The following is an 18,911-nucleotide window of genomic DNA, read 5'->3' as shown; positions in this document are numbered from 1 at the left end:
CCGGCAGGCTTGCTCTGAGATCCGTCGAGGGGTGCCTACGAGTTGATGCCCCCGTGCGCAGGCTGGCGGTGTCCAGGCTGACGTCATACCGACCTCAGGACAGGATGACACGTCATTCCAGCCGCCTCCTCAAACTGTGCAAACGCGGAGGCGGGCCATAGCAGGCTCAGTTCGTCGGGAAGGCTAGCCCGCCCATCTGGAGCGAGCCGTTCAGCTGGACCAGCTTGATGTCGAAGTCTTGGCCGCCGCTCCACTTGATCTTGTTGGTGGCGGCGGTGACCAGCGCGCCGATGCTAGGCAGGTGGCCGATCACGCCACTGGAAGTGATCTTGGCGATCAGCTGCGGGACAGCCGCCGCCACGCCCGCCACAACGACGATGATGATGCCCACGACGACACGCATTGCACCCTCCAGGATTTTGGCAGCCACACCCGCGGCCACGGCGCCGACGATGCCGATGACAATCCCGGCAATGACGATGCCGGTGGCCACATCTACCCAGTGATGGGTCCTGGCCGGGGCTGCTATTTCGTAGGCTAGGTACTGGTTGCCCTTGTCGTCGGTCTGCAGCTTGAGGTCAAAGTAGTTCGTGCTTTCGACATAGGCATCGATGCCCGGTGAAATTTCGATGTGTACCTTGCTGTAGACAATGATCTGCGTCGCCTGCAGAGTGACTTTGAAATCGGTGCACTTTGGATGGTAGTTGATCGACCCGTGGCGCACCTTGGGCATCGGGATGGTCTTGGCGTTCGAGATAACCGTGTCGTTGTTGGTGATCTTGAAGTAGGTCTGGTCGATGGTGGCCGAGTTGCCGGCGTTAAACGAATTCGCCATCACCGGCAGCACCATCCGCTTCATAAACAACTGGTCGGAGATATTGAAGCCGGACTGAGCGCCGCTGGGGATCGAGCCGGGGCCAATCTGGTTCGAATTCTGTCCCGGTGAATTGCCGCTGACCATGCACAGCACGCCAAACACTGCCCTGTCGAGGGTCGGGGCGTCGTAGTACGCGTAGGACGTATAGGTCGGCTGCAGCCACGTGAAGGCGTCCTGGTCGGCTACCGCGCCCAGGTTGACAGTGTTGAACACGTAGGTGATGCGGTCCAAGTGCTTGTTGAAGAAGTCCTGAAACGCCCCTTGGATGGCCCCAAGCAGGGTTTGGTCGGTCTGGCCTGGTACCGCCACGTTGGTCACCTGGGCGATGTTGCCAGTGGCGTTAATCGCCTTGGTGGAGACCTGCAGTTGGTTCGGCGTGCCGGCCGGGCCCTGAGCCGGCTGGGGCAGATAGTTGAGCTTGACCTCGACAGAGATACTGCCGCCAGCCAGGACAACAGCGGTGCCGGTTTGTCCGCCAGTCATGCGGCCGCTGGCGATCGGGATTGACAGGTTGAGGATGGCGCCCGAACCGTTCAGAGCGATGCTCCACGGCCTGAACACGCCACTCACATTCACGGTGAACAGGGCGCCGGACAGGGTGCCTTCGAAATCGAGCGGATACAGGTCCGGCCGGGAGAAATGCTTGTTCACTTCGACGACTGGGACCGCGAACACGGTATCCCAACCGAGAGTGTTATGGATGGGCGTGTCGTTGAGCGGCAGAGGTGGCAGCACGATGCCTTGTCTGAGCGGTGGCAGAGCAATGTCGATTGGAGCGTTGCGCGCTTCGGGCAGCGGGAACTGGAAGCGCATCGGGTGGTCGAGGGCGATGGCGTTGGCGGTAGCGCTCATGTCGATTTCCTTTCTTGCTCTGAGACGATTACTGGCCGGGTTGACCAGTGAGGATGACGGCGCCGTCGAACACAGCACCAGTGACGTGAAACTGTTTCATGCCGGCGAACTGCACCGATGTCGGCGGCGCCGCGCTCATCAGGCCGGCGCCCACTTTGCCTTTTATGAAGGAAGCGATGCTGTTGCCGATCAGACTGGCAACGCCTTTGGCGATCGCGGTGATGATGGGGGAGAGTAGCCAGTAGTACCAAGGGATACGGATGTTGTGTCTGAGCGAGGGTGAGCCAGCCACGAAGTCGATGGTCTGCTTCTGGGCGTTGAACTGGAAGCTGTTGGTGACGTTGCCGCTCCAGCTCATCGACAGGCCGGCACGGACATTGCAGCCACCGTTGACGTTGATCCGCATCTGGTTCACACCCGGGGTGGCGCAGAAACCGTCCATCGACGGGTGATAGGTGATCGCGCCGACTTTGACGTGGCCCAGACCAGTGCCCGAGGTCAACACCACTTGGGGCGGCACGTTGTTGTTGACGACAAACTTGTTGACCGGGTTGCTCGGCAGCGTGGCCGCCATCTGCGGAATCACGCAGTTCCTGAAGAACAGCGGCAATGAGAACGCGAAGCCGGCCGTACCACCCGCGGTCAGTTGGGGATCGACCGTAACTGGCAGCCTGGTCGGGTCGCCGGTAGTGGACAGGATCGCCAGGAAGCCCTGGTTTTGCAGGTTGGCGAAGAACGCGTAGGCCAACTGATGCGGCGCCAGCCAGCTATTAGCCCCCGACGGCACTAAGTTGATCTGGGCGAAGGCGAAATGCAGCTTGGCGGCTTGGGCCACGAGGCCGGTGGCGATGGCGTTCAGAGCCAGCGTGCCGACCGTCGGGTCGGGCGCGGCGCCGACGAAGCCCAGCGGCACCACCACGCCGGGCGCCGGCGATTGGCCGAGCGTGCCTGCTTGGGTGAAATCGAAGCGTAGCGCTTGCTGCTGGGGCGCGCTGGTCAGTAGCTTGAGCGAGACGCTGAATAAGGCCGTATAGCCCTTCAGCGAGATCGACTGGCCGCCGGTCGAGGTGATACTGCCGCCGATGATCGGCACCTGAAGATTGATCAGTTGGCTAGAGCCGCCCAAGGCGATCTGCCAGGCGCCGAACTCGACCGAAACGGTGTAATTGCCGAGGACGCCGCTGATCTCGCCTTGCACCCCCGGGACTAGCTGGCTCAGGCTCGATGCCAGCGCCTGGTTGGCGTTGACGATGTTGAGCGCGTAGACGGTGTCCCATCCATTCATGTTCATGACATACCTCTCCTTAGACGGGTGTTATGCGGCCGGCGCGACGGGGACGTTTCGACGTACTGGTAGCCGTAGCTAAAGCAGCCATGACCACGCCAGCCACTGTCGGTGATGAAGGTGGCGCTGAAGCATTCGGTCGCCATGCCGATAGCCGGCGGCGGGAACGGCGTGAAGTACTCATCCTGGACCGTGAAGGTCTGCTGGGGTGGGTCGTACAACACAGGCCCTGCTTGACCCAGATCTCATCGCAGCTGGCATTGCCCAGCAGCAGGGCCGGGGGGATAAGGAGGCGGTGCAAGGCGGGCATGGGACGGTCCTGCGCGCGCGCCCGGGATGGACACGCCAATGCCGCCGATGCTGCCCAGCTTGCAACAAGCTGTACATCCCCGAAACTAGGTAGGCCGCTGCCTGGCCGGCACGGTGGCGGTGGGGCGTTCTGGCCGGCCTTGCATGCAAATCGTGAACACGTGCCGCATGCGGGAAATCAAAAAACATAGCGCTATGCCGTTGCATATCCTTCGCTTCAGATACAAAAGTACCTGAAGTGCAGAATATACGCCGGCTTGCAGCTATTAATTAAGTAGCGCCACTTCCACGCCGCGCCACGGCGCGTGCACCGCAATCGCCGGTGCCTGCACCGTTTCCGTGAGCGCGTGCAGAACCACATGCTCCAACATGGACCATTTGGTCAAAACAAATCCAGAAAAGAATCACAAGCCCTTGATATGAAAGAAGATTTTCTTCTGGCACGGTAGATGCATTCGTGGCCTCGCATGCCGGCATGCCGGCGCCCTTTGTCTACCCAGCGAGGCCTCCCCATGAAAGTCGGCATCTTCATCCCCATCGGCAATAACGGCTGGCTGCTGTCGGAGAACGCTCCGCAGTACAAGCCGACCTTTGAGCTGAACAAGCAGATCACCCTGAGCGCCGAGCACTACGGCCTGGACTTTGTGTTGTCCATGATCAAGCTGCGCGGTTTTGGCGGCAAGACCGAGTTCTGGGACCACAACCTCGAATCCTTCACGCTGATGGCCGGCCTGGCCGCCGTCACCAGCAAGATCAAGCTGTTTGCCACCGCCGCCTCGCTGGTGATGCCGCCGGCCATCGTGGCGCGCATGTCGTCCACCATCGACTCCATCTCGGGCGGGCGCTTTGGCCTGAACCTGGTCACCGGCTGGCAGCGGCCCGAGTATTCGCAGATGGGCGCCTGGCCCGGCGACCAGTTCTTCAGCACGCGCTACGAGTACCTGTCTGAATACATCCAGGTGCTGCGCGACCTGTGGGGCAAGGGCCAGTCTGACTTCAAGGGCGAGCACTTCAAGATGGACGACTGCCGCCTGAGCCCGCAGCCGCAGGCCGACATGAAGGTGATCTGCGCCGGCTCCAGCGACGCCGGCATGGAGTTCTCGGCCAAGTACGCCGACTACAACTTCTGCTTTGGCAAGGGCGTGAACACGCCCAAGGCCTTTGCGCCCGCCGCAGACCGCCTGATCGAGGCCACCGCCAAAACCGGCCGCGACGTATCGACCTACGTGCTGATGATGGTCATCGCCGACGAGACCGACGAAGCCGCCCGCGCCAAGTGGGAACACTACAAGGCCGGCGCCGACCACGAGGCCATCGCCTGGCTCGGCGGCCAGGCCGCGGCAGACACCAAGTCCGGCACCGACACCAACGTGCGCCAGATGGCCGACCCGACCTCGGCCGTCAACATCAACATGGGCACGCTGGTGGGCTCTTACGCCAACGTGGCGCGCATGCTCGACGAGATGGCCGAGGTGCCCGGCACCGAAGGCGTGCTGCTGACCTTTGACGATTTCGTGGCCGGCGTGAAGAACTTTGGCGAGCGCATCCAGCCGCTGATGCAAAGCCGCGTGGGTGCCGACAGCCCCGTGCCTTCGCAAGTGCAAGAGCGCCTCGCGGCCTGAAGGAGCAGCACATGACAAGCCCCAAGACCAACGCCACGCTGACTTCCACCACGCCCGCAGGCGCACCCGATGCGCTGCGCCCCGGCAGCGGCGCCCACGTGCTGCCGGCGCGGCCCGAGCCGCTGGCCTTCCACGCCGGGCAGACCGCGCTGATCGTGGTCGATATGCAGAACGCCTATGCCTCGGTGGGCGGCTATGTGGATTCGGCCGGCTTTGACATATCCGGCGCGCAGGGCGTGATCGCCAAGGTCGGCCAAGCCATAGCAGCCGCACGCGCCGCCGGCATCCTGGTGGTGTTCTTGCAGAACGGCTGGGACAAGCAATATGTCGAGGCCGGCGGCCCCGGCTCGCCCAACTGGCACAAGTCCAACGCGCTCAAGACCATGCGCAAAAAGCCCGAGCTGCAAGGCCAGTTTTTGGCCAAGGGCGGCTGGGATTACGAGATGGTCGACGCGCTCCAGCCGCAAGCCGGCGACATCGTCGTGCCCAAGACGCGCTACAGCGGCTTCTTCAACAGCACGCTGGACAGCACGCTGCGCGCACGCGGCATCCGCAACCTGGTGTTCACCGGCATTGCCACCAACGTGTGTGTGGAATCGACGTTGCGCGACGCCTTCCACCTGGAGTACTTCAGCGTCATGCTGGAAGACGCCACGCATGAACTGGGCGGCGCCGCCATCCAGGCCGCAGCGGTCTACAACGTGATGACCTTCTTCGGTTGGGTATCGACCGTGGAAGAGTTTTGCAAGACCGTGGCGCCGCAAGCCGCCACCCAACCCATCCCGGCCGAAGCGGCCACTGTCTGATCTTTTTCCCAGAAGGACCTTTCCATGCCCAAGCAAGCCATCATCCCCGCCGGCACCGGCAAGCCGCTCGCTCCCTACGTGCCCGGCACGCTGGCCGACGGCATCCTCTACGTGTCGGGCACGCTGCCCTTCGACAAGGACAACAACGTGGTCCACGTGGGCGACGCCACGGCGCAGACGCGCCACGTGCTGGAGATCATCAAGGGCGTGGTCGAGGCCGCCGGCGGCACCATGGACGATGTCACCTTCAACCACATCTTTGTGCGCGACTGGGCCGACTACGCCAAGGTCAATGAGGTCTACGCGGAGTTCTTCCCCGGCGTGAAGCCGGCGCGCTATTGCATACAGGCCGGCTTGGTAAAGCCCGACGCCTTGGTAGAGATTGCGTCCATCGCCCACGTCGGCAAGAAGGCCTGATATGGCGCTGTACCACGAGGTGCATGGCCCCGCCGATGGCGAGACCGTGCTGCTGTCCTCCGGCCTGGGCGGCTCGGCCGCCTTCTGGCAGCCGCAGATCCCGGCGCTGGTCGAGGCCGGCTACCGCGTGGTCGGCTACGACCAGCGCGGCACCGGCCGCAGCCCTGGCGCCCTGCCCGCGCCCTACTCCATCGCCCACATGGCACAAGACGTGGTCGAGGTGATGGACGCCACCGGCACCGCGCGCTGCCACCTCATGGGCCACGCGCTGGGCGGCCTGGTCGGCCTGCAGCTGGCGCTGGACGCGCCCGAGCGCATCGCCAGCCTGGTGCTGGTCAACGCCTGGTCGCAGCCCAACCCGCATTCGGCGCGCTGCTTTGATGCGCGCCTGGCGCTGCTGGGCGCGCTTGGTGCGCGCGCCTATGTCGAAGCGCAGCCCATCTTCCTCTACCCCGCCGCCTGGGCCGCCGCCCACGCCGACAAGGTGCAGGCCGAAGTCGACCACGCCTTTGCCCACTTCCCCGGCGAAGCCACCATGCGCGCGCGCATTGCCGCACTGCGCGCCTTTGATGTCGACGCGCGCCTGGGGGCAATCGACGTGCCCACGCTGGTCATGGGCGCCATGGACGACACTCTCGTGCCCTGGACCTGCTCGCGCCGCCTGGCCGAAGGCCTGCCGCACGCCACGCTGGACCTGGTACCGCACGGCGGCCACGCCCACAGCGCCACCACGGCCGCCGCCTTCAACGACTGCGTGCGCACTTTCCTCGCCCGCGCAAGCCAATCCGTCACCGCTTCATGACCACTCTCGACACTGCCGCCCTGGCAACGCTTTTCACCGACGCCCGCACCCACAACGGCTGGACGGCCGAGCCCGTATCCGACGCGCTGCTGCAGCAGCTCTATGACCTGGTGAAGATGGCCCCGACCTCGGCCAACTGCTCGCCCGCGCGCTTTGTGTTTGTGCGCACGCCAGAAGGCAAGCAACGCCTGGCGCCTGCGCTGTCCAAGGGCAACCTGGACAAGACCATGGCCGCACCGGTGACCGTGATCGCTGCCTGGGACACCGCCTTCTACGACAAGCTGCCGCAGCTGTTCCCGCATGCCGACGCCAAGAGCTGGTTCACCGGCAGCGCAGAGAAGGCACACGAGACCGCCTTCCGCAACGCCACGCTGCAAGCCGGCTACCTGATCCTGGCCGCGCGCGCGCTGGGGCTGGATACCGGGGCAATGTCGGGCTTCGAGAAGCCCCTGGTCGATGCCGAATTCTTCGCCGGCACCACGTGGACCACCAACTTCCTCATCAACCTGGGCCATGGCGACGCCAGCAAGGTCTTTGGCCGCTTGCCGCGCCTCGATTTCAGCGACGCCTGCACGCTGGCCTGACGGAGCCCTGATGCTGAACCCCGCCCCCATCGTTGCAAGCGCCCTCACCGGCATGCTGCCCAAGAGCGACTACCGCAACGCCATGGCGCGGCTGGGTGCGGCGGTCAACATCATCACCACCGACGGCCCCGGCGGCTGCGCCGGCTTTACCGCCTCCGCCGTCTGCAGCGTGACCGACGAGCCGCCCACGCTGCTGGTCTGCCTCAACCGCTCGGCCTCGGTCTACCAGGCCTTCAGCAGCAACGGCGTGCTGTGCGTGAACACGCTGGCGCCGGACCAGCAGGCGCTGTCCAACCTGTTCGGCGGCAAGACCCCCATGGCCGAGCGCTTTGCCGCCGCGCAGTGGTCACGCAAGGCCACCGGCGCGCCGCTGCTGCAGGGCGCGGCCGTGTCCTTTGATTGCCGCGTAGTACGCAGCACCAGCGTGGGCACGCACGACGTGCTGTTCTGCGAGGCCGTGGCCATTGCCGTGGGTGATGCGGCGCATGGCTTGATCTACTTTGATCGGGGCTATCACGGGATCAGTGCGACGCATTGACAGCCAGGGGCGCGGGCCACGCGAATATCGATGCGACACGTGTGGGCGTGAGAACCATGCATTGCAAGGTCTTTGAGATATCCCTGCGATGTGTGCCTTGCGGGCGGCGGGTGCCGGGAGTTCGCCCCGGCGGGCGAGTAACTTTCTCTTGTGTCGCCAAGAGAAAGTCACCAAAGAGAAGGCGACCCCGCTGTGGCGGTCCGGCTTTGCCGGACTGCTCTGCGGTGCTCGAAGTCGGCAGGCGGCTGCGGAACTCGCTTCGCTCAAACAGTCCTCGCCGTCCCTTCGCTGCGCTACGGGCAACCTGCCGACTCCTCCGCTCCTCGACGCCACAGAGGGGACCCGGGACAGCCACACGGGCCATCGCTGCGCTCGGCCTCTTGCGCCCCCACCCCTGCCCTCCCCCAAAGGGGGAGGGAGTTAGGAAGTTGGGCCATTCGGTATTACTCCCTCCCCCGCTGGGGGAGGGTTGGGGTGGGGGCCGGCTGTTGGATGTTCAGGCTGTCCACCGCCGTTGGCAGGGCCGAGCAGCGCAGCGACGGGCGGATCAGGGATCGCCCTTGTCTGAGCGCAGCGAGTTTGGGCGATACCCCGCCCGGCGCGAGCAGCGCAGGGAAGCCCGAAGGGCCCCTGGCTCCGGCTCGCCTTCTCTTTGCCTGCCGGGGCGAGTCCCGGCACCCGCCCCTAGCAAGACACCCGAACCACCGAACAGATCACAGAACCTTGGAAGGGATGGTTCTAAGAACGTGTTTGCGATCTCACAGCACGCCGCCGCGCCAACGATAATCGCGCACCCATGCATGTCCTGCGCACGTCCTCACTTCTGGCCCGTCTGGTGCTGCTGTGGTTCGCCTGCGTGCTGGGCGTGGCGGCGGCATCGCCCATCGTCCATCCGCAGGCCATGGAGCTGGCCTGCTCGGCCAGCGGCAACCTGAAGCTGGTGGTGATGGGCGACGACGGCCAGGCCATGGAGGCCGGCCAGCACAGCCTGGACTGCGCGCTGTGCCTGGCCGCGCATGTGCCGCCGCCGCGCACGCACACCCCGCCCGTGCTGCCCCAGCCGCTGGCGCATGCGCTCTTGCCTACGGTGGCGGCCCATATTGCCGCGCTGGTGGGCGCGCCGCTGCCGCCGCGCGGGCCGCCCTTCTTCTCCTGAACCCACGCCACCCACCGGGCGCCTGTGCGCGCCCGGGCGCACGGCTGCACGGCCGTGCGCCAGCCCGTGACCGACTTCAGAGAAGACCATGCTTGCATCCCGTTTCCCATCCCGGCTCCCATTTCCGTTTTCGTTTCCACTTTCTCCCCTGGCCCTGCTCGCGCTGGGCTTTGCCGGGCCGCTGGCCGCGCAGGACGGCGCCAGTGCCGACTCGGCGCTGACGCTGGGCACCGTCAACATCACCGCCCCGGCCGGCGGGCCGCTGTCTGCGCGCGGCGTGTTCAGCTCGGTCGACATCCTGGGCGCGAGCGTGCTCGAAGACCAGCATGTGGACTACAGCTGGGAGCTGCTGTCGCGCGCGCCAGGGGTGCAGGTGACCCAGTTCAAGCAGGGCACGGATGCTGGCCGTTTCTCGTTTCGCGGCTTCAACGGCGAGGGCCGCGTCAACGCGGTCAAGCTGCTGATCGACGGCATTCCCAGCAACGACAACGCGGGCGGTATGCCCTATCTGGACGCGGTGTTCCCGCAGGACATCGAGGCCATAGAGATCGTGCGCGGCACCAGCGACCCACGCTATGGCCTCTTCAACATTGCCGGCAACGCCAATGTGCTGACGCGCATCGGTGGCAACGACACGCGCGCCAGCGCCACCGTGGGCAGCTTTGGCACGCGGGAAGTACAGCTGGCCAAGGGCATCGAGAGCGGCAACTGGAGCCAGAACTATGTGCTGGCCTGGCGCGACTCGGACGGCTACCGCGAGCATGCCGACGCGCGCAAGCTGTCGCTGGCCGGCAAGTGGTTCTACACCAGCGACGACGGCCGCTGGCGCGCCGGCGCGATCGCGCGCTACTACCGCAACCGGGCGCTTGAATCAGGCTACCTCAGCTACGCCCAGGCCATGGACGCGCCGCGCAGCTCGCCCGCCTATGCCGCGGCCGACCGCAGCACGCGCGAGACGGCGCAGTTCAGCCTGCACCTGGACGGCGAGCTGGGCGGCGGGCTGTCGTGGTCCAGCAAGGCCTATGTGAACCGCTTCGAGAACCAGCGCTGGGTGCGCTTCTCTGCAGAGGGCGTGCAGCAAGAGCGCGACAACGACGAGACCCACACCGGCGCGCTGACCACGCTGACCTGGCGGCCCCAGGTGCGCTGGGCACATGAGTTCACACTGGAGGGCGGGCTTGATGCGCAGCGCCAGTCCAACCAGGCGCAGCGCTACCGCACGGCAGACCGCGTGCGCACTTCGCAGTTCCGCGACTGGGACTTCGACCTTGACACCCAGGGCGCGTACCTGCAGGCCGTGCTGCGGCCCGTGGCCGCGCTGAAGATCATCCCGGCGCTGCGCGTGGACCACATCAGCGGCAGCTTCACCGACCGCCTGGGCGGCAGCACGTCGCCCGTGCATGACTACGGGCTCATCAGGCAGCCCAAGCTGAGCGCGGCCTATGCCCTGGGCCCGGGCGCCAGCGTGTACGGCAACTGGGGCCGCAGCTTCCAGATCGGCAGCGGCATCGACGCCTACCGCACGCAGGCGCGCAACCTCAAACCCTCCATCAACGACGGCTGGGAGGCCGGCGTCAAGTTCAGCCCCGCGCCCTGGCTGGATGGCCGCGTGGCCTATTGGGAGCAGCGCGCCTCGGGCGAGGTGGCGCGCGTGCTGGGCGTGGACGGCCTGCCAGACCCGGGCGGCCTGGGCAATGTCGGCAAGACGCTGCGCAAGGGCTATGACATCCAGCTCAATGCGAAGCCCAACGCACGCACCTCGGCCTGGCTGGCCTATTCACACCAGGTCGCGCGCATCACCGCGCCAGACCCGAGCGCGCCAGCGACTTTGGGCAAAGAGATCGAGAACGTGCCGCACTACCTGGCATCGGCCGGCATCGACTACCAGGCCACCGAGCGCCTGCGCCTGTCGGCCTCGGCCACGGCGCAGGGCGCCTACTACCTGGAGCGCAGCAACACCCAGGGCCGCACCGGCCAGTACGCGCTGCTGAACCTGGGCGCCCGCTACCGCCTCACGCCCACGACGGATGTGCAGCTGCAGCTGAAGAACGCCAGCAACCGCCGCTATGTCTATGCCTGGTATGACAGCGGCTCGTCCGGCTATTCGCCGGGCGACGGCCGGGCTGTCTATGCCAGCGTGGACTGGCGCTTTTAGTGCCATCCCTTGCAAGGTCTTTGAGGTATCCCTGCGCTGTGTGCCTTGCAGGCGGCGGGTGCCGGGATGTGCGCCCGGCGGCGCAGTCACCTTCTTTTGCTTCGCCAAAAGAAGGTAACCGAAGAAAAGGCGACCCCACGTGCTGCGTCCCCTGCGCTTCGCTGCGGGGCAACCTGCGGTACTCGCGTCAGGCGGGGTCTCGCCCAAACTCGCCTTCGGCTCAAACAAGGGCGATCCCTGATCCGCCTGCCGCTGCGCTCCTCGGCGCATCCCGAGGGGGCCCGGGACAGCCATACGGGCTGAGCTTGTCGAAGCCCTGCCCCCCATCGCCAAGCCCAACGACCGGCTCAGGGCGAACGGGGGGAGTAGCCACAAGAATTCTGAAGAAATATGCCTTTAGCCCAGTCCCCGCCTGGACTATTAGCTATATATTTTGTAGCCGCAATACCTGACCGTCAGGCGCGCTGCAGGGCTGGCGCACGGCCCAGCGTGCCGACGATCAGCGCGGCCACCAGCACCAGCGCCCCGCTCACCAGCATGGTGCTGCTGATGCCGTAGCCATCCACCACCAGGCCGCCCAGCAGCGCACCGGATGCAATCGCCACCTGGAAGCCGCTCACCAGCAGCGCCTGGCCGGCCTCGGGGGCGTCGGGCACAGCCTCCATCATCCAGCCGGTCAGGGCCACCGGGATCAGGCCAAAGGCCAGGCCCCAGATCAGCACCACCACCGCGCCGGCCAGCATGCCCTTGCCGACCAGGGTCGACAGCAGCAGCGCAGACGCCAGCAGCAGCGCCGCCAGCAAGGTGGTGCCGCGCACGCTGCGCGCCACCAGGCTGCCACCGACGAAGGTGCCGACAAAGCCCACCGCGCCATAGACCAGCAGCAGCGTGGTCACCGCGTTGGGCTCCAGCTCAAACACCTGCTGCAGCAGCGGCTTGAGGTAGGTGTAGGCGCCAAAGTGCCCGGCCACAAAGAACAGCACCGCCAGCAGCCCGACCTGGGCCATGCGGCGCGTGAGCGGCGTGAGCAAGTCGCGCGGCCTGATGGCGCGCGCTGGCGGCAGCGCGGGCAGCAGCCACAGTTGCACCAGCAGCACCACCGTGGCCAGCGCGCCCATCACCGCAAAGGTGGCGCGCCAGCCGGCCAGCGTGCCCAGGTAGGCACCGGCCGGCACACCCAGCACCGTGGCCGCCGACACGCCCGCCAGCACCAGCGACATGGCGCGTGCCTTGGACGCCTGCGGCACCAGTTGCATGGCCGCTGCGGGCGCAAAAGTCCAGAAGCCGCCCACGCACAGGCCCAGCAGCATGCGCGCCACCAGCATGGTGGCGAAGTTGGGCGCAAACGCGGCCAGCAGGTTGGAGCCGATCAACAGCACGGTGAGCGCGATCAGCACCGTGCGCCGGTCCAGCCGCCCCGAGGCCACGATCAGCCCCGGCCCGGCAAACGCCGCCAGCACGCCCGGCACCGTCACCATCAGCCCCGCCGTGCCGTTGGACACGCCCAGGCCGCTGGCGATATCGGTCAGCAGGCCGATGGGCATGAATTCGGTCGTCACCGTGGCAAAAGAGCCCACCGCCATCGAGCCCACCGCCAGCCAGGCAGAGCGGGAAGTCTCGGCCGGCCCGGCCGCCAGCTCGTCGGCGCAGGGGTTGCTGCTGGGTGCGTTCATCATCGAAAGAAAGTCCTGAATGAAAAGCGCCGGCTACGCGCGTGCGTGCCGACACCAGTGTCGTGTCAAGTGTGAGGTGACGGAAGTGCGCGCAGCCATCGGCGTGCAGCGCAAGGCGTAGGCCGCAGCCCAGGCTAAAGCCTGGGCAAGGACTGCAACGCGGCGATGCGCGGCGAGGGCCAGTGCACGCCGGCAGATCACGCTTGATACGACACTAACTATGGGACGGCGAGTGTGAAGGCGCAGCCTTGTGCGACCAAGGGGCCTGGCGGCAGTTGAGAGTTTCCTGTTGGTGAACAATGGGTGGCTATAGCCACCAGAACCACCGCACGCAGGGACCTGTACACCACGCCATGAAGATTCGCATCGCCACGCCCGCCGACATCACCGCCGTGTTCGACGTTCGCACCAGCGTTCGAGAGAACCACATGTCCATGGCAGAGCTCGCCGCCATCGGTGTCACGCCAGACACCCTGGCCGCAATGCTGAGCGGCGACGGGCGCGGCTGGGTGGCGCAAGAGCAAGGCGAGGTCATGGCGTTTGCAATGGCCGATGCGGCGGACGCAACGGTTTTCGCGATGTTCGTGCGCAGCAGCAGCGAAGGCCGGGGGCTTGGCCGGCAACTCATGGCGCAGGCCGAGCAGTAGCTTTTCTCGCGCGGCTGCGAAGAGATCTGGCTCGTCACCGACAGCGACCGCGCCGTCCGTGCCAACGGCTTCTATCGGTATCTTGGATGGCAGGACGCCGGCATGCAGGAAGACGGGCAGGTTCGCTTCACGAAGCGGGCCGGCGCACTTGGCTGACAGGCAGATTGCCCCAAGAGACTTTCATCCATGAGGCGCTTGTTCACATTTGCGGTGGCCCATCTGACGGCTTGCAGCGCAATCGCGCAAGGCCTGAGTTCGTCCGCTCCTGGCCGATCTTTTTGCCCCCTCGGGGCAGAGATCGGATTGCCCACTGGGGTGTACTCCGTCAATGACATACCGGGCTGTTCGAGTCCGCCCAAGCCCGTCACACCGACCGCCAACACGGTCGGCCTGCGAAACACGCTGGCTTTCTATGCTCTGGGCAATTTCGATAAGCCTGAGCGTCTCGACGACATCACGCTGATGCTCAACGTGAATACGCCGAGCGAGGCGAAGACGGCCTATCCGCACCTGCAACACGCCGCATCGGAACTCGCGGCCAAGTTGCTGGGGAAGAATGCCGTTCCCGCTGACCTAGAGACGGCGGTCACGAACGGCGGAACGCGTCGATGGCGGGTGAAGACCTGGGCTATCGAGGTCAAGCGCACCGACTGGCGCCCCAACAGCAACGGCCATCAGGTGACCGTGCGCTTCAAGCCCGCCGGGGCCAAGTAGCGTGAAGGTGAGCATGCTTGCCAGCTACTTCTTCAGCTTGTCCCGCAGCGCCTGCGACAGCGCCGCTGCGGCAACAGAAAGTCGCGCAAGCGCGGACTCGTAGACCACGCCGTCTTCCCGTTTGTCGACGGCTATGACGGTGACCAGCAGGTGGTCATCCTCGACCGAATAGACCAGGCGCACGCCTTGCTGCCGCGGCTTGATCTTGTAGCAGCCCGCAAGCGCTCCATGCAGTTGCCTGCCGGGCACATGGGGATTGTCGAGTCGCTTGGCGAGCAGCTTCTTGAGGTTGGCCTGGACGGAGCCATCGAGCTTGCGCCACTCGTCCAGCGCCTCTGGCATGAAGCGCAGCTTGTACTTGTGCTGCTGCTTAGTCTTGCCTTTAGAGCTCGCCAATATCCACCTCGACGGCGCGCGACTTCTCAGTCAAGCGGGCTACGGCCCTGCCGTACAGGTCCTGGTCGGCCAGCTCTTCCATCATGGCCTCGAAGAGGCGCGGCTCGACCATGTAGAACACGGCGCGCTGGTGATTGAGCACCGCCACGGGACGATTGTTGGCCTCCCTGAGCACAGCGGCCGGGTTCTTCTTGAACTTGGACATGCTCACGGTGACTTCGGCAAGGATGGCTTTCATCAATAGCTCCGTATTTGGAGCCATTCATAGCTACGGTTGAGCTCTTGGTCAAGCGCGTGCAATGACAGCCGATGCAGCACCTACCCTCGCAGAGTCTTCTCCATCACGCAGCGCGAGTTGCGGTTGGCCGGCACGGTGTTGGCCACGATCTCTTGCAGCCCCAGTTGCTCAAAGCGAAAACGCAGCGCCGCGCCTGCGGCCTCCGGCGCGTAGCCCTGGCCCCAGAACGAGCGGGCCAGTGCCGCGCCAAGTGTGAGGTGACGGAAGTGCGCGCAGCCATCGGCGTGTAGCGCAAGGCGCGGGCCGCCGCCCAGGCTTTACGCCTGGGCAAGGGCTGCAACGCAGCGATGCGCGGCGAGGGCAAGTGCACGCCGGCAGATCACGCTTGACGCGGCACCAAACGCCAGCCTCGGGCGAGGCCAGGGCAGGCAGATGAGCCATGACCTCGGCATCTGCAGACATGGCGGCGAAGGGCGCGCGATCGCTGTCGCGCCAGGGGCGCACGGATCGGGCGCGTCATTCTCGAAGAGCAGAGCGAGCGTGATGTGGCATCGTTGGCGCGCCTGCTAACGCGGTTTGCGAGCGATCTGGAACAGACTGCGGAAGATGGTCGGTCAGTCTCTGCAGAGATAGCGTTCGAGCAACGTGACGAGTTCCGCGACAAAGCTCGGATGATCGAGCAGCTTGGGCCGTTCGGCGGTGACAGTGTGGATGATGCCGTGCGCGGCCACCGCCATCATGTAGATCGCCAGGTCCGCGTCGGGCACGCCTCTCATGAAAGGCCTCAGCGCGGTTGCGAACTGTCCGCGAAGCTGCTCCCGATCGTCGTCATCATGGCGCACCGTGCCTGGCAGCTCCTCATAGATGGCCTTGTGTACGGCGGGCGCGACGCGGTGTTCCTTGACGATCATCTCCACGATCAGGGTCAGCGCCTGCCGGAGTGATGGCTGGTCCGGTAGAACCTGCAGCGCGCTCCGCAAATAGCCTCGTGAATCGGCGGCGTGCCGGCGCTGCAGCTCGGCGACGACCGCCTCCTTGTTCGGGAAGAACTGATACAGCGATCCGATGTTGACGCCCGCGCGCTCTGCGATTGCGTTGGTCGTCAGGCCTTCCCATCCGACCTTGGTCAAAATGTAAGTTGCTGCTTGAATAATGGCGTCAACCGTCGCGCGGGAGCGCGCTTGAGACGGGAGTTTCCGAGGGCTGGAGGCGGTACGGCTTCTTGGCATGGATCGCTGGAGGAATGTGAGTTTCTAAGATTTAAGCATTAGCTTACGATTTGAGCCATGAAAACACAAGACCTCTTGCGTCCCTGGGACGCCTTCCAAGCCGCGAACCGCTTTCGCCGGGCGATTCGTAAATTCAACCCGACGCCCATCCCGGAGGACGATGTCCGCGAATTGCTGGCCGAGGCGGCATTCGCGCCCTCAAGCGGGAATCTGCAGCCGTACGAGTTCCACTGGATCCGCACGCCAGCCCTGAAAGCCAGCGTCGCACTGGCCTGCAATGGACAGCGGGCGGCCGAGACGGCCGCCGAGTTCATCGTCGTTGCCGCCAGCCCCGCACTTGGGCGCCACACAGCACTCGCACAGCTCATCCATGTGGAGGAGTCCGCCGCGATGGGCTCTGCATCCAAGGCCTATCACCGCAAGCACCTGGGTATGTTCCAGAAGATTCTCGGCGTCGGGTCCTCCGCGTTCTGGTCGCCCATCATCTTGCTCGCGGCCCTGATCCGCCCCACGTTGTCCCTGCTTCCGATCGGTCACATCGGCAGCCGACAGTGGGCTGCACGCAACGCCATCTTTGCCGCTCAGACGCTCATGCTGGGTGCCGCGGCCAAGGGCATCGACTCGTGTCCCATGGAAGGCTTCTCGGCACCCCAGGTTGCCAAGCTGCTGGCGCTGCCGCGCGGCACCGTGATTCCGCTTGTCGTCGCGCTGGGCTACCGCGCCGAAGATGCGCGGATCGAAGAGCGGTGGCGTCGGCCGATGACGGACATCGTCGTTTCGCACTAGTCAACAACTCCGACGAACGGACGCTAGACCAATGCGTCTCGGCTGAAGGCACCGGCGTGAGGCTCGAGGCAGCAATCGTCACCCGCCAGCGCACACAGCTTCTCGATGCGCCACCGCGAAGGGCGCTGGCCTGTGGTCGCCATGACCGCTCTTGCCGCTGACAGCGGCTCAACCTGCAATTTTCCCGGCTCACCGAAATGACTTCAATGATCAAGACGCGCGATAGCGGCGGTCAACGCGACGCCCAGCCTGCTGTGTCGCGCCGATTCCTGGAGGCGCACGCTTTGGCTGTCGCCGTACTTGCGCTGGGTGGGTGTGCATTGCAGCCCGCGTATGTCAAACCGAACATGGCCTCAGCAATAGCCTGGTCTGTCCCTTCGGAGGGTGTGAAGGCGCCGCCTCTCGCCGTGGTGGACGCGTGGTGGCGCCCTTTGGGCGACCCCGCCATCGACCGCCTGACCGAAGCCGCATTGGCCGACAACCCGACCTTGCTCGAAGCTTTGACGCGCATCGACGAAGCCAACGCGACCCTGGGTGTGAATTCCGCATCCATGCTGCCCACTGTCGGCGTCGATGCGAGCCTGGCGCGCGCGCAAAGTCGCAATACGTCGACTCCATCTCCAACCACCATGCGGAGCACGTCGGCATCGGTGGGACCCAGTTTCAGCTGGGAGTTCGACCTCTTCGGCCGAGTGCGCCAATCGGTGGACGCCGCCCAAAGCCGTGTCGATGCCCGCACTGCGGACGCCGTGTCGACACGTCTGGCGCTGGCCGCCGGGGTTGCGAACGGCGTGCTGACACTGCGTGGCTGCGAGAACACGCGGCGGGTTTACGCAGAGGACATTGAGTCCAGGCAGAAGACGCTCGACTTGACCCGTTTGCGCCTGGCGTCGGGGTTCTCGGCCCCGGTCGACGAAGCGCGCGCCGTCTCGGGCATCGCCACTTCGCGCACCAATCTCGCATCCGAGGGCGAGCAGTGTGCGCGACAGGTGAATGCGCTGGTGGCCTTGACCGGCAAGGATGCCAACACGGTTCGTTCACTCGTCGGCATCGTCCAGCGAGGATCCGAGCCGGGCCCGGTGTTCATGCCGCAGGCGCCGGACGCCGCGCCCGAGTTGCCGGCCGCGGTGCTGGCGGGCCACCCCGACGTGATTTCGGCCGAACGGGAAGCCGCGGCCGCCTGGGCGGAGATCGCTGTCGCCCGGGCCAATCGCCTCCCACGCCTGGACCTGGCCTCCGCCTTGGCGGGCCAGTGGATCCGCGCCGCCGGCTCGAGCCTGGATTTCACCACGTGGTCCCTCGGCCCCAGCCTGGCGGGCACGCTCTTCGACGGCGGCGCCGGCGCGGCCAACGTGCGAATCGCGGATGCCCGCTATCGCCGCGCTGTGGCGACCCTCCAAGCCACGCTGCGCACTACCGTCCAGGACGTGGAAAACGCACTTGCCGCGCAAGCCTCGGCCAAGTCCCGGGTCGCGTCCACGGCGGAGGGAACCGTCGCCGCGCGCACCACGTTCGAGGCCACCGAAGCGCAATGGCGGGCCGGTGCCACCAGCCTGTTCGAACTCGAGGACAGCCGCCGCCTGTTCGCCTCGGCACAAGACGCCGAGATATCCGCTCGCCGCGACCAGGCTCAAGCATGGGTCGCCCTCGTCAAAGCCACGGGGGGTGCCATCGCCTCCCATCCGGAGACCATTTCCCATGAATAAGACGCCATCTCGTGTGCCAGCAATGTTCAGCAGCAAGCCAATGATCGCTGTCGCCGCGTGTTCCCTCCTGCTTGTCGGGGGCATGCTGCTCCTGACCGCTCGCTCCGCCGCCAGCCCGC

19 protein-coding genes are annotated in these 18,911 nt (G+C 65.6%); 12 read left to right on the top strand and 7 right to left on the bottom strand.

Annotated elements, in window-relative coordinates; genetic code table 11:
• Positions 1–166: 166 nt before the first annotated feature.
• Both AAFF27_00940 and AAFF27_00935 read right to left on the bottom strand, forming a co-directional pair.
• Positions 167–1,729: a TULIP family P47-like protein gene (locus AAFF27_00940; GenBank protein XAH23784.1), complete on the bottom strand. Its 1,563-nt coding sequence runs from the start codon at positions 1,727–1,729 to the stop codon at positions 167–169.
• Positions 1,730–1,757: 28 nt separating this feature from the next.
• Positions 1,758–3,020: a TULIP family P47-like protein gene (locus tag AAFF27_00935; protein ID XAH23783.1), complete on the bottom strand. Its 1,263-nt coding sequence runs from the start codon at positions 3,018–3,020 to the stop codon at positions 1,758–1,760.
• An 815-nt stretch (positions 3,021–3,835) separates the two neighbouring features.
• On the opposite strand from AAFF27_00935, the gene rutA reads away from it, so the two are divergent.
• The 8 genes from rutA (at position 3,836) to AAFF27_00895 (ending at position 11,403) form a co-directional block, all read left to right on the top strand.
• Positions 3,836–4,945: a pyrimidine utilization protein A gene (gene rutA, locus AAFF27_00930; GenBank protein ID XAH23782.1), complete on the top strand. Its 1,110-nt coding sequence runs from the start codon at positions 3,836–3,838 to the stop codon at positions 4,943–4,945.
• Positions 4,946–4,956: 11 nt separating this feature from the next.
• Positions 4,957–5,751 (top strand): pyrimidine utilization protein B, encoded by a 795-nt coding sequence (gene rutB / locus AAFF27_00925; protein XAH23781.1) that lies wholly within the window; start codon positions 4,957–4,959, stop codon positions 5,749–5,751.
• A 24-nt stretch (positions 5,752–5,775) separates the two neighbouring features.
• Entirely contained in the window at positions 5,776–6,168 is a 393-nt protein-coding gene (gene rutC, locus AAFF27_00920) for a pyrimidine utilization protein C (GenBank protein XAH23780.1), read from the top strand.
• Between the two features lies 1 nt (position 6,169).
• Positions 6,170–6,970: a pyrimidine utilization protein D gene (rutD, locus tag AAFF27_00915; GenBank protein ID XAH23779.1), complete on the top strand. Its 801-nt coding sequence runs from the start codon at positions 6,170–6,172 to the stop codon at positions 6,968–6,970.
• Complete coding sequence (locus AAFF27_00910; protein ID XAH23778.1) at positions 6,967–7,554, top strand: malonic semialdehyde reductase; 588 nt, start codon at positions 6,967–6,969, stop codon at positions 7,552–7,554. Before rutD ends, AAFF27_00910 begins: the two co-directional genes overlap by 4 nt.
• A 10-nt stretch (positions 7,555–7,564) precedes the next feature.
• The gene (rutF, locus tag AAFF27_00905; protein ID XAH23777.1) at positions 7,565–8,092 is read left to right on the top strand and encodes an NADH-dependent FMN reductase RutF; all 528 of its coding nucleotides are present in this window, start codon (positions 7,565–7,567) and stop codon (positions 8,090–8,092) included.
• A gap of 796 nt (positions 8,093–8,888) precedes the next feature.
• Positions 8,889–9,248, top strand: a complete 360-nt coding sequence (locus AAFF27_00900) for a DUF2946 family protein (GenBank protein XAH23776.1) — start codon at positions 8,889–8,891, stop codon at positions 9,246–9,248.
• Positions 9,249–9,336: 88 nt separating this feature from the next.
• On the top strand, positions 9,337–11,403 hold the full coding sequence (locus tag AAFF27_00895) for a TonB-dependent receptor (protein ID XAH23775.1): 2,067 nt from the start codon (positions 9,337–9,339) through the stop codon (positions 11,401–11,403).
• Positions 11,404–11,858: 455 nt separating this feature from the next.
• Here AAFF27_00895 and AAFF27_00890 read toward each other — a convergent pair whose 3' ends face one another.
• Entirely contained in the window at positions 11,859–13,079 is a 1,221-nt protein-coding gene (locus tag AAFF27_00890) for an MFS transporter (GenBank protein ID XAH23774.1), read from the bottom strand.
• Positions 13,080–13,429: 350 nt separating this feature from the next.
• On the opposite strand from AAFF27_00890, the gene AAFF27_00885 reads away from it, so the two are divergent.
• Both AAFF27_00885 and AAFF27_00880 read left to right on the top strand, forming a co-directional pair.
• Positions 13,430–13,723, top strand: coding sequence for a GNAT family N-acetyltransferase (locus tag AAFF27_00885; GenBank protein ID XAH23773.1), 294 nt, complete (start codon positions 13,430–13,432; stop codon positions 13,721–13,723).
• A gap of 186 nt (positions 13,724–13,909) precedes the next feature.
• Positions 13,910–14,437, top strand: a complete 528-nt coding sequence (locus AAFF27_00880) for a hypothetical protein (protein XAH23772.1) — start codon at positions 13,910–13,912, stop codon at positions 14,435–14,437.
• Positions 14,438–14,461: 24 nt separating this feature from the next.
• Here AAFF27_00880 and AAFF27_00875 read toward each other — a convergent pair whose 3' ends face one another.
• The 4 genes from AAFF27_00875 to AAFF27_00860 form a co-directional block, all read right to left on the bottom strand.
• Entirely contained in the window at positions 14,462–14,833 is a 372-nt protein-coding gene (locus AAFF27_00875) for a type II toxin-antitoxin system RelE/ParE family toxin (protein XAH23771.1), read from the bottom strand.
• Complete coding sequence (locus AAFF27_00870; GenBank protein ID XAH23770.1) at positions 14,820–15,071, bottom strand: type II toxin-antitoxin system Phd/YefM family antitoxin; 252 nt, start codon at positions 15,069–15,071, stop codon at positions 14,820–14,822. The genes AAFF27_00875 and AAFF27_00870 overlap by 14 nt, the downstream gene beginning before the upstream one ends.
• An 80-nt stretch (positions 15,072–15,151) precedes the next feature.
• A complete protein-coding gene (locus AAFF27_00865; GenBank protein XAH26353.1) occupies positions 15,152–15,310 on the bottom strand; it encodes a GNAT family N-acetyltransferase in 159 nt (52 codons plus the stop codon).
• 375 nt (positions 15,311–15,685) lie between these two features.
• Entirely contained in the window at positions 15,686–16,300 is a 615-nt protein-coding gene (locus AAFF27_00860; GenBank protein XAH23769.1) for a TetR/AcrR family transcriptional regulator, read from the bottom strand.
• 57 nt (positions 16,301–16,357) lie between these two features.
• Here AAFF27_00860 and AAFF27_00855 point away from each other — a divergent pair, with 57 nt between their 5' ends.
• On the top strand, positions 16,358–17,086 hold the full coding sequence (locus AAFF27_00855; protein XAH23768.1) for a nitroreductase family protein: 729 nt from the start codon (positions 16,358–16,360) through the stop codon (positions 17,084–17,086).
• A 206-nt stretch (positions 17,087–17,292) separates the two neighbouring features.
• Positions 17,293–18,792, top strand: a complete 1,500-nt coding sequence (locus AAFF27_00850) for an efflux transporter outer membrane subunit (protein ID XAH23767.1) — start codon at positions 17,293–17,295, stop codon at positions 18,790–18,792.
• Positions 18,793–18,911: the final 119 nt, after the last annotated feature.

This window comes from Xylophilus sp. GW821-FHT01B05 (assembly GCA_038961845.1).
Lineage (GTDB): Bacteria > Pseudomonadota > Gammaproteobacteria > Burkholderiales > Burkholderiaceae_C > Xylophilus.
The sequence above is the reverse complement of the archived record's forward strand: the minus strand, read 5'-3'. Positions and strand labels throughout refer to the sequence as shown.